This is a genomic window from Marinomonas ostreistagni, from assembly GCF_016461785.1.
Lineage (GTDB): Bacteria > Pseudomonadota > Gammaproteobacteria > Pseudomonadales > Marinomonadaceae > Marinomonas > Marinomonas ostreistagni_A.
In genome coordinates this window covers 105,061-119,083 of the sequence record NZ_JAEMUH010000016.1, presented here as the reverse complement: position 1 = coordinate 119,083, position 14,023 = coordinate 105,061, and the positions used below count along the sequence as shown (strand labels likewise).

Here is a 14,023-nt window from a genome sequence, read left to right as displayed (position 1 = left end):
TTAAATGAAAAGAACCCCGTCCTGCGAAGCAGGGCGGGGTTTTTTGCTTTTCTGAATTTAAAAGTGGAATCACGTCACCTATCTGTCCACTACAATGGATCCATGTGATGACACGCTCCGTAGGAGCCAGAGGCAGACATCCGCAGGATGCCCGTAGGGGATGAAGCGCAGCTTCAGATCATTGTGGTCGTCACTTCATAGCACTCAATAAGTGCCTGTATCATAGGTCAGGGCTTTTTTACGTCTGGCGAAAAGGGCACAGCCATGTGCAAAGGGGGTCTTACGAGCGATCTCCCGATGGCGATTGCTCGCTACCAAAGCTCTTGATTCCATGGATAGCTCTATGTCATAGGAGAGGTTTTAGGTTTAATCGCTTATCCACATAAAGAGGCCATTGCTGCGTAGCTGGTAGAACATTTTTCTATGTTGATAACTAATACACTTATTAACATAAAAAAGCCCAGCGTGGCGAGCTGGGCAAAAGGAAACCTAAATGATGTCAAAGGCACAATCAGCGGCGGGCGATAACCCAGACTGCATGAACGATGCCTGGAATGTAGCCGAATAGGGTCAGTAGGATATTCAGCCAGAAAGCACCACCGATACCTACTTGTAGGAACACGCCGAGTGGTGGTAGTAAGATAGCAATTAAAATTCTTATTAAATCCATATCGTAAAATCCTCTTCATATCTAGTTGCTGTCATCGATAAGTGACACTTTGAATCAGTAATTATTTTTCAGCAAGCTAATTTCTTAGGGTTACACAGTATCACGATATTATTTGCTTAATAGTTCTATAATCCGCACGTCCATACAAGCTCTTTACTATATGAGTTATTGGTATAAATTTGGACTGGAGAAGATAGTTTCTTAGTTTAAGACGAGTGGTTATGTATTCGAATCTTTCACGAACGCCGTTTTAAACCATGATTCGGTTTATATTGTGCGGGCGCATATCCACGCTCAACATCTTCAGAGCGAAGAGCTTTATGCTTTGTAGGGCGTCCTGATACTCTTGCTCGCCAGTTTCTGAAGCTAGTTGGTTTTAACTCTGAGCGCATTAGCTTAATGACACGTGCCTCATTTAAGCCATACAAATCTTCAATTGCTTCAAATGGTGTTCGGTCTTCCCAAGCCATTTCTATAATTCTAGAGATGGTGGCACGGTCTAAAGGTACAGTATCGATCATGACTTACTCTCAAACATAAGGTACAGATACAAAAAAGCCGCGGTGGTTTCAGCGGCTTTTGCGTATTTGTTATACGTTAGCGAGTTTAAAATCGGTTTTCGTTGATGTAATTTTTTTCGCTAAGAAAGCTAGCAAAACTCCGTACATTGGAACAAACAAGCCTAAGCTGATAATTAGCTTAAAGCCATAATCTGCCCAAGCGATTTCCTGCCAATGTGATGCCATGAATGGATCTGGACTATGGTAAAAAGCGATTCCAAAGAACGCTAAGGTATCCAATCCATTACCTAAAATCGTGGATGCCGCAGGAGCTACCCACCAGTTACGTAGCTTACGAAGGCGATTAAAGACATGTACGTCTAGAATCTGACCTAATGCATAAGCCATCAAGCTAGCAATGGCAATACGAGCAACAAATAGGTTGAACTCTGCTAGCGCGCCAAAACCCTGAAAAGCACCCTCGTAGAACAAGACTGATAGGACATATGAGGCCAATAGAGATGGAATCATCACCACGAAGATAATCTTACGGGCTAAAGTAGCACCAAAGATTCGTACGGTTAAATCTGTCGCTAAGAAAATAAATGGGAAAGTGAATGCACCCCAAGTGGTATGAAGACCAAATAGTGTGAATGGGATTTGAACCAGATAGTTACTTGATGCGATGATCAGAAGATGGAAGGCGATTAAATAGCGCAAGGCCTTACCTTGTTGCGCAGGAGTGAACGAATTCATAGCGTTACCTTTTTAGTTGGTTTGGGGTGAGGGAACCCAAATGCTTTAGTTAGATGTTCAACCGTGTGGTCAAACAAGGGCGCTGATTATACATTAACCAATTTAAGAGTCTACGCTCGTCTGAAGATTTTGAAGGGGCACACAAATGAGTAGATTGAAATGGATCATAGGCGGCCTGCTAATCTCTATTATTCCTTTAAGCCATGCGGGATCATTGTACATAGTTAAAGAGATTGAGCTGCTGGCAGTTGATGGCACTGTTTTAAGATCTTTAAATACAGCACCACGAGATTTAAGGTCAGGAGCTCATCAAGTAGTTTTTCGCTACAAAAATAGAGTAAGGGATGGTGGTGCAGAACTAGAGTACAAAACATTGCCTTACCTAATGGAGTTTACGACGTTAGCTAATGATGAGGTAACGATACTTGCCCCGGATTTATTTACAAAAAGCCAAGCAGAGTTATATTTTAAAAATCGAAAAGTTTGGCGGGTACAATTCAATAAAGGGGTAATCAAAACATTTAAGTATCATCCTCTCTCCGAGAGAGCGGTACCGAATGAAGCAATTCAACCACTACTTGATCAATATAATCAAAGCCAAGGAAGTGAATTTGTTGCGCAGTTAACAGAAGAGTCGACTAACAATGATCTACTGAAATCTATACAGCTGTTGTATTTACAAGCGAATGAAGTTCAGCGAGAGCAAATTAAGGATTGGATCATAAAACAGTAGAAAAATACGATAAATGCTGTTTACTGCATTGAACTCTCTATCTTTACACATTTTCTGAATATATCACCCTATAAACTGTATGGGAATTAAATATAATCAGCTCTTATTAATTTAATGAATGTGTAAATAGTTAAATGAGGCAGGAGCTTCTATGCAATTACTGACAGAGCATTGGCGTTTCTTGATGCAATCAATCGCGTTTGCTTTCATATTTGCTGTATTGGCCTTATGGGGAGCGAATGCCACCATAGAGAAAAGTCAGTATTTGGAATTAAAAAGCTACTCAAGTTATGCATTAAACTATGCAAGTGATGTAACGGATGATTTGAAACACAGCATTATTACAGCAAAACAGTCTCCTTATGATGTTTGTTCTAGTGGTGATATCGAATGGCTACGTTCTATTCTCTGGAACCACAAATACTTAAAGGATATTGGTAGAGTTTACAACGGTATGATCCATTGCACGGCTGAGCGTGGTTTATTACCAGTTCCTATAAAATTGCCACCTTCAGATACGCTATTAAGTAATGGTATAGAGTTTTGGAGAAACTCTATAAATGTTATTGGCACACACTTCCAGACAGACTTAGCGCTTGATGGCTCGGTTTTAACCATGACATCACCGTTTGCATTTGATGCAATGAGAGAGCCTAATCAGAAAATTTCTACTGTTATCGTCGACAAGAATAAAGATTTTGTATTTCGTTTGTTCGGTAATAGAACTGACTCACTATTAGATAGTCTGGAAGAAAAAGGCTCTATTGATAAGTGGTTGAAGTCCGGTACTAGATCAGCGCTTCATTACTATGATTGCTCGAATGTAGGATTATGTGTATTGTCAGAAGATCGCTCTTCAGGTGTTTTTGGGGCTTCGTGGCTTAGCATTGCATTAATCTCATCACTGGGTGGTTTTGGTGGTCTTGGAGTAAGTTCTTTAGCTTACAAAACCCATCGGAAACGTCATTCAATCGCCTTCCATTTAAAACGAGCCATTGCCAAGAATGAGCTAAGTGTCGTGTTTCAACCCAAAATATGTCTGGCAAGCGGAAACCCTGTTGGTGCCGAGGCACTGCTACGCTGGAATAGCGCCTATTTTGGTTTTGTGTCACCTGAAGTTTTCATTAGCGTCGCTGAGAAAAAAGGCCTTATTCGTAAAATAACACATTTTGTTATTGAGAAAAGTTTAGAAAAAACTCATGACGTTATGCGTTTACGTCCAGAATTTCGGCTAAATATAAATGTATCTATTCAAGATTTAATGGACCCTGACTTACTCACATTTATTATCCAGACAGCCGATAGGTTTGATGTATCTCTATCACAACTCGTATTTGAAGTAACAGAGCGCTCAGCAGGAGATGATGCAAGCTTAGCGGAAGTGGTACAGAAGTATATTGATGCGGGAGTGAGTATCTCTCTAGACGATTTTGGAACGGGCTATTCCAATCTTGCTTGGCTAGGTCGTTTAAATGCTTCTGAAATTAAGGTGGATAAGTCGTTCACTCAATCCATTGGTACAGGCTCCATAAACCAGACAATGCTAGATGCCATTTTTAGCCTACTTCATGGATTAGATGTTGCGTGTGTATTTGAAGGTGTAGAAACACAAGAGCAGGCGGATTACATATATCGTGCATGTCCCCAAGCATTGGTGCAAGGCTGGCTCTATGCAAAGCCAATGATTGCTCCACAGCTTAAAAAGTACTTAGACGGCAATGATGACGATGTATTTTAAGTTGTTAATACGCTGGCATATTTAGAAAAAAATAAAAAAAGTGGGAAAATTTAACACTTAATGTTGTTTCCTCATGAAAGGTAAGGTTTAATTCCGCCATTCACTTACCTTTGGAATTTCTGAGAGTTAATCGATATGCCGATACGGATGCATCCACATATCAGAAGCTTATTTATGAGCAAACAAATCACTGGATTGTTACTTTTAGCCGCTATATGTGGAGGGCTTGCTGCCCTGTGCGTTGGTCACTACTTTGCGATGAAGTTTCAGCAAAAAGAATTAGAAAGTTACTCAAACTATGCGCTGAACTATTCTGCAAAGGTTGCTAAAGATATTTTCGGTAGCATTCAGGAAGCGAAGCAATCTAGTGCAGAGCCTTGTTCTATAGAAGACCTTGCCAAGCTAAGAACGTCGCTTTGGGAGCATAAATTTATAAAGGATATTGGGCGTGTTATCGACGGTAGGGTTTCATGTACAGCAGAATGGGGCGTTTTAGAAGATAAGCCTACTCTGCCTGAGCCAACGTCATCTTTTCCAGATCAGTCAAAACATTGGTTAAATACAGACAGTGTTTTAGGACTGCCTTATCAAACAGGAATGGATCAAGATGGTAACGTCATTGTATTTACTTCACCTTTTGCATTTGATGGACTAAGACAGCCACCAAGTGATATGGCAGTTAAAGTGCTTCGCCCAGAGAATAATTTCATTTACAGAAGCTTTGGTGCATTTGAGATTGATTCAGACATGTTAGTCCCCTTGCCATCGTTTGCCATGTGGCTGCCTTTCCCAAATAGATATCTACATTATCGGACATGCATTGGGCCAACCCTTTGTGCAGTGGGCGTGAATAAAGTGGTGGGCGCTTACGAACTACCATTGTCCGCTGTACTTATGATTACTGGGGTAGGTGTTTGCTTTGGTGTAATGTTATTTTGTCCATTCTATATAAGACGAATGAAGCGACACTCAATGATCTACCATTTGCGTAAAGCGATCGTCCGTCGCGAGCTGAGTATGGTTTATCAACCCAAGATGGATTTAAATTCAAAGAAAGTAATAGGTGTCGAATCATTAGTTCGCTGGCATAGCCACGAATTTGGAATGGTTTCACCAGATACTTTCATTGAGCTGGCAGAAAGGCATTCTTTGATTCGTCCACTCACTCAACTTGTGATTGAAACATCCCTATTTGAAATGTCACCTTTACTGACTAAATATCGCGACATGAGCTTGAGCATTAATTTATCGATTCAGGATTTATTTGATGCTTCGTTAATGCCATTTATTTGTGAATGCTCAAAGCAAAATAATATACGCACAGATCAATTAGTGTTTGAGATCACTGAACGGTCTGCTGGAGATAGCCATGAATTAGCTAATATCGTGGCGCGATATACTGAACAAGGTATTTGCATTTCTTTAGATGATTTTGGGACTGGCTACTCGAACTTAGCATGGTTAGGGCGTTTAAATGCAAAAGAAATCAAAGTCGATAAGTCATTTACTCAGTCCATTGGAACAGGTTCAATCAATCAAACCATGCTGGATGCTATTTTTAGTTTGGTTCAAAGGCTGAATGTGCGAACGGTTTTCGAAGGCGTTGAGACTCAAGAGCAAGCCGACTATATTCAGCGAGCTTGCCCTAATGCATTAGCACAAGGCTGGTTGTATGCTAAGCCAATGATTATTCCTCAATTAGAAGCTTATCTGTCCATTCCAAAAGCCTAGTCATGGATATAATGGGCAATCTGCGATCTGCCTTTTGATTTAGCTTCATAGAGCGCTTGGTCTGCTCTAGAAATCAAACGTTCAACAGGCATATCCAAGTTTGCTTGTTCCAGATAGGCTGCGCCAACACTAATGGTCACATGATGAAAAGGTGTATATCCATGCGCGATGTTTGCGCTGTCTATTGCAGAAAGCAGTGTCCTTCCGAGCTCATCCAGAGCGTTTATCGTTACATCAGGGACTGCCACAATAAATTCTTCGCCACCATACCGAGCTAGCATTCCAGCATAGTCCTTAGAAACGTGCTGTAACAGGTGGGCTACATGGCGTAAACACTCGTCGCCAGCTTGGTGTCCATAGTGGTCATTAAAAGACTTAAACCAGTCAATATCGATCATTAGAATCCCCAAGCTGCTGTTGTGCTCCGCTAGGTTCTCATAGCTTGCTTGCAACCAATTAAAGAAATAGCGGCGATTAGGAATTTGTGTGAGCTCATCAGTGTTATTTTGCTGATTAAGATGGGTGTTTAACTCTCGTAATTGCTGATTGGCTTGTTCAGCAATTTTTCTAGCGTTTTGAGTTTCTTCATGGGCGACATTGTTTGCTTGAACAAACTGTGCAAAGGTTTTACCAATCACAGTGATCTCATCATGGCCACTTTGTGGAATCGGCTCCGGTGATCCCATTGCGTGTTTTTGCATAACCGCACTGAGATGATTTAAACGTCTAACAATAAAATGATGTATAAACCAATAGGCTAAGCCAATCAGGCCTAAAAAAGCGGCGCTGAAAAGCGCAATTTGAATATTAACCCTCTCAATCAGCTGGCTGTGTTGCAATGATGCTTGTTCGGCACGATTTTTCACCATCAAGTAAAAGTCGTAACAAACACTGCTAAGGCGCTGTGCATAAAGGCGAGTAGTGCGCATAGCAGACAGGGTTTCCAAATTGGTTTTATGAAGCTGATTTTTTAATGAAACCGTTTGGAGGATGTTGTCAATTAAAGCATTACGCGTTTCTTGTTGATTAACGGTTAAGCCTTCAATACTCATTAATCGTTCTTGAAGTTGTTTTAACTGCGATTGACGGCGAGCGATTAGGCCGGGAGAACTTGCTTCTAAATAAGCTTGGCTGCTGTGAGAGTAGCTCACAGCGAGGTTGCTAAAGCGACTGGGGGCTGACGAAAAATCAATGTTGAGCAGCGGCTTAATAATTTGTTGCCGAGCTCTATTTAATGAATCCATGTCCAATTCTAAGCGCTGTTGTCGCTCACTTAACTGATAAAACAGAATCAGTTGACCGAAGTAAGGGGACGTTAAACGGTCAATTTCAGCCAATGTCTCCACTTCTTCCGTGGTCTCTGCCGTAAGCTTTTCACGTGCTACAGTAAATATACGAGTGAAGTCCGCCTGCAAAATGGTGGTGTCAATATTGCCTAATTTTTGGGTGACGCTTTGCTCCATGGCTTGTGTTGCTATCAGCTCTGCATCACGAGACAATTCGGCTGCAAGCATTGCTCGCTCGTAATAGGTCTGAGTTACTGCTTTAAATTGCGCCGATTGTTGCTGTAGCGTCCAAATACCGTAACCGCTGGAAACTAAGAAAAAAATGATCGTTCCCAATAGGATAATGTTTAAGCGAACGCCGAGTTTTTGAAAGCGAGGGATCCTAAAAAAGTACTCTGCAGACATATTCAATTACTTAAATGGCGGAGCGAATAAAACACCGCCGTCGCGCCACAAAGCATTTAGGCCCCGAGGCTGGCCAATGGGGGTGTCTGGACCAAAGTGACGGTTATAAATTTCACTGTAGTTGCCGACGGCTTTAATGACACGATAAGCCCAATCCGCATCCAGGCTCAAATGTTCGCCTAAATCACCGCTGACGCCTAATAAGTTACGTGTCTCTATATTCTGACTGCTGAGCTTAAGCTGATCAATGTTCGATTGAGTGATGCCCTTTTCTTCCGCCACAATCACAGCGTGAACAACAGAACGCACGATACGGTTCCATTGCGGGTCATCATCTCGAACGCTTGGTCCGATAGGTTCTCGAGACAGAGTGTCTGGCAGAATCCGATAATCACTGCGGTTTTCAACACGATTCGCTAGATTGGTCGCTAAGTTCATGCGGTCTGCACTGTATGCATCACAAATACTTCCACGAAAGAATTGATCGCCATTCGCATAAACAACATCTGTTTTAAAACCGTGGTTGTTAATGTAGTCCTCAAGGTTTTGTTGGGTGGTTGTATTACCAGTAACACACACCGTTTTACCATTGAGGTCATCAAGGCTGTGGATGTTTGAGCGGTTACGGACTACGAAGCCTTGACCATCAAACAGATAAAGCGCTGGAAAGCGGATGTTATAAGTGTTTTCGCGGCCAAGTGTCCAAGTGGAGCTGTACATAACCACATCCGTGGTTCGTTCAACTAAAGACGTGAACCGTGATGTTGAGCCCACTTCGACAAAATTGACGTACTCTGGGTTATGCAATACCGCAGCGGCAACGCCACGACAGAAATCTACATAAAAACCTTGCCAACGACCGTTACTGTCCAACGCGCTACGACCCGGGTCGTCAGGGTAGACGCCACAATTCAGGTCCCCTCTGTTTTGCACTTCTTCAAGAGTGCCTGCTTGCGCAGTAATACATACACCACTGAACAAAGTTATTGCGGCAATTGCGGGCCAATTTGGAAGCTTTATCATAAACCTGTCCTAACGAAACCGTGCTTGGTGACTATAAACTTTTCGAATAACACGAAAATAATATAACCAACTTCTTATAAGCACACTACTTTTAAACCAAAAGGTTAGGTTTGGATTGATCTAAGTGAAGCGTAGGCGGGAATTATAAACTAATCTTATGAATAATCTTTGCTCACGAGTGAATACGACCGTGCAGAAATACGAGCCCATACGGTGACGGGCTCATATTTTGGTTTACAGCTAATGAACCAAATTAGCTGTTAATACAAACGCATCCATATATCCAAGTTCGCCGTCAATCGGTTCAATAGGCGCGGCATAATGGAAAAAGCGACGATCATTTAAGACAACGAATTCACCATTATTAAGAGGGTGTTTCATCATGGCTGGGCTGGTTTCCATTGTATGAACACTCACTTCACCACCAGTGATATTATGGCGTTGAATGACGTAAATACCAATGCGATCAAAGCCATCCTGATGAACGCCTTCTGGTGCCACTTCAACGGAGTTGTGGTCAGCAAAGATACGCATTTGATGAACTTCAATAGTGCTGCCGTCTGCAATATCAGTCATCTTTTGGAAGTGCTCGAATAATTCTCGAAAAGCTGGGTCAGACACTGTCTCGTCTTCAATTTCTGGGTAGGTACGTTCAACGTTTCCTTGAAAGTGATTAATGCTTTCATCTTGTACAAATGCCTTGCTTGGAAGGCGTGAGAGTGAGTCGTTGCTAAAAGCGAACCGCGAGTAACGGCGTAATCGGTATGAGCCGTCGGCGTAGGGATTGTCAGGTAAGTTGTCAAAAGACGGTGCGAGGTGGTTTACACTTGCTTGAGGTAATTGGCCTACTTCAAGACGAAAAGCCTCTTGAGCTGATTTAGTCGTCAACATAGTAATTTCTCCTCGTTGGCAGATCATGCGCAACGTATGATTATTTTTATTAGAGAGCCGGTAAGCTCATTACTAAGTTTAGACTGAAAAAGGTGGGCAATGAAACCCACCTTTACGATCAAGAATGATTATTTTGCGCTAATGACATCCATGACCAGTTTGCCATCCACTTTGATTGGACCATCCTCTTTGGCTCCTAGAGTGTATTCAAAGACGCCTGTCTTCATACCCCCATTTTCACCGTGTAACATCAGCATCAGCATTTCACCGCTTTTCACGGGTTCTTGCAAAATAGCACTGACATTACTGTTTTTGCCTTTGATAACGGGGGCGTAACCAACCACTGGACCAGGCTTCATATTGCTATCAGTGCGATGCACCACTAGCCACCCATTTGCTTCAGACTTGATTGTGCTGGCTGTAACATAGCCATGAGAGACATCTTGATCCATACCTTCTACGCTTACGCCATGATGAGCTGCGGTGGCGAGACCTGCTGCACTGGTTAGTGCCATGCTTAAAGAAAATACTTTCAGTGTTCTAAGAGTGACCGTGTTCATAATTACCTTCCTGTATTGATCAAGTGAAAATAGAACCAACGCTTGGTTCGTTAGTTCTATACACGAAGGAAATTTTTAAAAGTTTCATTGTGATTTAAATTTTTCTTCTTCCTCTGTGAGACTACGTAAGCAAAGTGCTAAAAACTCTTTGGCAGGGATCGGTTTGCTATACAAGTATCCTTGTAATTGATCACAGCCAATTTCAGTAAGAATTCTTTCTTGCATTGCTTTCTCTACACCTTCGGCCACTAAGGATATGCCGAGTTGCTTTGATAAAGCTTTTACTGCTTTGATGATTGCGAGATCGTAGTTCTCTTGGTTCTCTTGAAGGTGGGCAACAAAAGATCTATCAATTTTGAGCGTATCAAGTGGCAAATTTCTCAAATAACTAAGTGAGGAATAGCCTGTGCCAAAATCATCCAGCGCGACTTTAACGCCCAGCGAGCGAATATAAGTAATGAGATCTGTAGAATGATCAATATCGACGAGTAACTGACTCTCGGTTAACTCAAGTTCTATTAAATGTGTTGGAAGTTTAGTCTTCTGCAGAATAAACAATAGGCGATCTAGCCAATCTGGATCAGACAGCTGTGAAGCAGAAACATTGATGGCAACAGGTATATTTTCAAAGCCTAAATCATTCAGCTCTTTTGCATGAAGACATGCATGCTCCATCACCCAATCACCTAATGGTAAAATTGCCCCAGTTTCTTCAGCAATTGGAATAAACTCTGAAGGCGAGAGAATACCAAGCTGAGGGTGGTTCCAACGTACTAATGCTTCATAGCCACAAACTTGGCGAGACAAGCCGCCTACTTTAGGTTGGTAATAGAGTTCGAACTGCCCAGCGGCAATGGCGGCAATCAAACTTTGTTCGATGAGTTTACGGCGCTCTAACTGTTCCTTAATAGATTGAGTAAACAGCATGGTTCGGTCACCGCCAGCTTGTTTTGCAACATACATCGCAGCTTCTGCATGAGCGATTAGCTCATCAGAATTACTGGCATCAATAAAAAGCTGTGCCATGCCGACACTACAGCAAATCTGAATCACATGGCCTCTGACCTTGTAAGGCATGTTGAGCACTTGAGTGACTTCGTGTAGCAGCTGATCAAGATTTGTTGCTGCGCTCTTAAGTAATCGAAACCCCATTAAGAACTCATCGCCACTGAAACGTGCCAACAGTTCGCTCCCATCTTGCCCTACGGTTGCAAAAGTATGGTTCAGCCATATCTCATGCCATGCTCTACGAACACGATCAGCAAACATAGTTAGTAAGTCATCACCTACAACATAACCATATTTTTCATTAATATCCTTGAACTTATCAATGTCTAAGTACAATTGTATGAACAGTTCTTCAGAAGACACATGATGGCAAATGTTAGTCAAACTCTCCCGATAACAACTGCGATTACAAAGACCAGTAAGTGGATCGATGTTAGCTAAGCGCTCTCTTTCATGGAGACTGGGGTTGGGATTTTTCGTCTCGTAAAAAACACCAACATAATGGGAAATATTACCTTGGCTGTCGTAAGTTGCCTGAATCTTTAACCACTTTGGGTAGACTTCAGCATTTTTCCGTCGGTCCCAGATTTCACCTTCCCAATATCCAATCGTTTTGAGGTCCTGCCACATAGCTTGATAGAACGCGTCTCCATGACGTCCCGACTTTACTTTTGCTGGGCGCTGACCAATGAGCTCCGCTTCGCTGTAACCGGATATATCTTGGTATGTTTGGTTGACCTTAAGGATAATGCCTTCAGCATCTGTAATCACAACTGCATCTCGGAACATATCCATAACATCAGTTGTAAAAGGCACATTCAAATGTAGTGGTTCCATTACTATTCATACTCAAAGCGTCAAGTACCCAAGAGTAACGGAAGCAAATTATGAGGTGAATTGATATACAGCAACAAGCAAATGAAACGAACAAAAAGCTACACTTCTGAAGAGCTAAAATGCATAGTAGATAAGAAAAAATCTCAGTTTGGAGGGCGTTGCACATGGCAGAGTTCATTGTACTAGGTGCAGGGATGGTTGGTATTTCTTCTGCACTCGCATTGCAAGAGGCAGGGCATACTGTGACGGTGGTTGATCGAACTCAACCAGGCTTGGAAACCAGTTTTGGTAATGCAGGGATTATTCAAACAGAGGCTGTTGAACCCTATGCTTTACCTCAGGATCTGAGCACACTTTGGCGCTATGCCATTGGGCATACCAATGATGTGTTATGGGAGCTAGCACCTACGCTTAGGATGGCTCCCGCTCTATGGCGTTACTTCTTGAATTCGGCAACGGACAAGCACCGAAAAATATCCACAACCTACGCAAAACTTGCCGCTCTTGCCACAGCAGACCATGCACCGCTCATAGATGCCTCTAACTCTGACACATTGATTATTCGAAATGGTCTGGCGATGCTTTATCGAGATGAGGTGAGCTTTGATAAAGAAAAAGCGCGTGCTGAGCGGCTAGAGCGTGAGTTTGGCGTACGTTCTCGTATTGTTGACGGCCAAGCTTACCAATTAGAAGAATCTGCTCTGAAGCAGGCACCGGTTGGCGCTGTTCATTGGTTAGACAGTTGGAGCTGTAAAGATCCAGGAGGGCTGACGCAAGCCTATGCAACCCTGTTTGAACAGCGCGGCGGCCGTTTGCTAAAAGGCGACGCGAATAGCCTGACGCAAACCACAACGGGTTGGGTTGTAAAAACAGAGCAGGGCATTGTTAATGCTGAGCAGGTGGTTATTGCTTTGGGTCCTTGGAGTCCTGAACTACTGAAACGCTTTGGTTATAACATTCCGATGGTCTACAAGCGTGGTTATCATGGTCACTATCAAGAGACGACGCCTTTAAATCGTCCATTCTTAGACGTGGCTAATGGTGTGTTAGCCGCTCCTATGAGTCGAGGCATTCGTGTTACAACGGGGGCTGCGTTAGTTGACTTAAACGCCACCGCTGAGCCCAAGCAATTGCAGCGAGGCGTTAGCGCTTTAAAAACATTACTCGAACTAGGTGAGCGTATCCAAGAAGATCAATGGTTTGGCACACGTCCATGTATGCCAGATATGCTTCCTGTTGTTGGTAAGGCGCCGAAACATGAGCGCATGTGGTTCCATTTTGGCCATGGTCATCAAGGTTTCACACAAGGTCCAACTACCGCAAAAATCCTCGTAGCAAATATAGCAGGAGAAAAAGAAGGGCAGTGGGCTCCACTTGAGCCAAGTGCACGTTTTTAGACATTTCTCATGAAAGGGTCAGTTTTATTGGGTGCTTTTTGCTAACTTGTAAACAAAAGGAAGATTAGAGTTCAAACCTTCCTATCTGTCTAGAATGGCGCTAGTTTAAATACTGAATTAACGCACAGGAGGTACAGAACATGGCAACAGCAAACAGCTCTACTCAATCGAAAAATGGAACTCAAGCGAAGAACAATGCTCAGTCAAAGGCACATGATGCTGTAGATAAAGCGGCTGAAACAGCTCATAAGGGTGTTGATGGTGCAGCGGCCGCTGCCGAAAATGGTCAAGAGCGTGTTGAGGCAATGGCGCAACAAATCAGTGCCCAAGCGCATCAAATTGCAGATACCGCACGTGAGCAATCTGAGAAAGTAAGCACTGCCGTAGGCTCTTATGCCAAAGAAAACCCACTTAAAACAGTTGGTTTTGCGTTCCTAGCAGGTGCTGTCGCAGCCAGTCTTCTGTGCAAGCGTAAGTAATATGACTTG

13 protein-coding genes are annotated in these 14,023 nt (G+C 42.8%); 5 read left to right on the top strand and 8 right to left on the bottom strand.

Features of this window, described 5'->3' with window-relative positions:
- Nucleotides 1-511: 511 nt before the first annotated feature.
- The 3 genes from JHD44_RS16060 to JHD44_RS16050 form a co-directional block, all read right to left on the bottom strand.
- The gene (locus tag JHD44_RS16060) at nucleotides 512-670 is read right to left on the bottom strand and encodes a YqaE/Pmp3 family membrane protein (RefSeq protein WP_199463781.1); all 159 of its coding nucleotides are present in this window, start codon (nucleotides 668-670) and stop codon (nucleotides 512-514) included.
- 236 nt (nucleotides 671-906) lie between these two features.
- Nucleotides 907-1,191: a TIGR03643 family protein gene (locus JHD44_RS16055; protein WP_199463780.1), complete on the bottom strand. Its 285-nt coding sequence runs from the start codon at nucleotides 1,189-1,191 to the stop codon at nucleotides 907-909.
- A 69-nt stretch (nucleotides 1,192-1,260) separates the two neighbouring features.
- Nucleotides 1,261-1,926 (bottom strand): 7-cyano-7-deazaguanine/7-aminomethyl-7-deazaguanine transporter, encoded by a 666-nt coding sequence (locus JHD44_RS16050; protein WP_199463779.1) that lies wholly within the window; start codon nucleotides 1,924-1,926, stop codon nucleotides 1,261-1,263.
- A gap of 145 nt (nucleotides 1,927-2,071) precedes the next feature.
- Between JHD44_RS16050 and JHD44_RS16045 the strand changes: the two genes are divergently transcribed.
- From JHD44_RS16045 to JHD44_RS16035, 3 genes are all read left to right on the top strand, one after another.
- On the top strand, nucleotides 2,072-2,659 hold the full coding sequence (locus JHD44_RS16045; protein ID WP_199463778.1) for a DUF2057 family protein: 588 nt from the start codon (nucleotides 2,072-2,074) through the stop codon (nucleotides 2,657-2,659).
- A 151-nt stretch (nucleotides 2,660-2,810) separates the two neighbouring features.
- Entirely contained in the window at nucleotides 2,811-4,397 is a 1,587-nt protein-coding gene (locus JHD44_RS16040) for an EAL domain-containing protein (protein ID WP_199463777.1), read from the top strand.
- 174 nt (nucleotides 4,398-4,571) lie between these two features.
- On the top strand, nucleotides 4,572-6,128 hold the full coding sequence (locus JHD44_RS16035) for an EAL domain-containing protein (protein ID WP_199463776.1): 1,557 nt from the start codon (nucleotides 4,572-4,574) through the stop codon (nucleotides 6,126-6,128).
- Here JHD44_RS16035 and JHD44_RS16030 read toward each other — a convergent pair.
- The 5 genes from JHD44_RS16030 to JHD44_RS16010 all read right to left on the bottom strand — a co-directional run bounded on the left by JHD44_RS16030 (nucleotide 6,125) and on the right by JHD44_RS16010 (nucleotide 12,138).
- Nucleotides 6,125-7,819 carry a GGDEF domain-containing protein gene (locus tag JHD44_RS16030; protein ID WP_199463775.1) on the bottom strand — a complete coding sequence of 565 codons (1,695 nt, stop codon included), beginning with the start codon at nucleotides 7,817-7,819 and terminating at the stop codon, nucleotides 6,125-6,127. The genes JHD44_RS16035 and JHD44_RS16030 overlap by 4 nt on opposite strands.
- Before the next feature lie 6 nt (nucleotides 7,820-7,825).
- Nucleotides 7,826-8,842 (bottom strand): amino acid ABC transporter substrate-binding protein, encoded by a 1,017-nt coding sequence (locus tag JHD44_RS16025; RefSeq protein WP_199463774.1) that lies wholly within the window; start codon nucleotides 8,840-8,842, stop codon nucleotides 7,826-7,828.
- Between the two features lie 240 nt (nucleotides 8,843-9,082).
- A complete protein-coding gene (locus JHD44_RS16020) occupies nucleotides 9,083-9,733 on the bottom strand; it encodes a 2OG-Fe dioxygenase family protein (RefSeq protein ID WP_199463773.1) in 651 nt (216 codons plus the stop codon).
- A 128-nt stretch (nucleotides 9,734-9,861) separates the two neighbouring features.
- A complete protein-coding gene (locus JHD44_RS16015; protein WP_199463772.1) occupies nucleotides 9,862-10,293 on the bottom strand; it encodes a DUF7282 domain-containing protein in 432 nt (143 codons plus the stop codon).
- A gap of 84 nt (nucleotides 10,294-10,377) precedes the next feature.
- Nucleotides 10,378-12,138 (bottom strand): putative bifunctional diguanylate cyclase/phosphodiesterase, encoded by a 1,761-nt coding sequence (locus tag JHD44_RS16010; protein ID WP_199463771.1) that lies wholly within the window; start codon nucleotides 12,136-12,138, stop codon nucleotides 10,378-10,380.
- A gap of 164 nt (nucleotides 12,139-12,302) precedes the next feature.
- Here JHD44_RS16010 and JHD44_RS16005 point away from each other — a divergent pair, with 164 nt between their 5' ends.
- Nucleotides 12,303-13,535, top strand: a complete 1,233-nt coding sequence (locus JHD44_RS16005) for an NAD(P)/FAD-dependent oxidoreductase (protein ID WP_199463770.1) — start codon at nucleotides 12,303-12,305, stop codon at nucleotides 13,533-13,535.
- Nucleotides 13,536-13,675: 140 nt separating this feature from the next.
- On the top strand, nucleotides 13,676-14,014 hold the full coding sequence (locus JHD44_RS16000) for a hypothetical protein (protein WP_199463769.1): 339 nt from the start codon (nucleotides 13,676-13,678) through the stop codon (nucleotides 14,012-14,014).
- The last annotated feature ends 9 nt before the right edge of the window (nucleotides 14,015-14,023 follow it).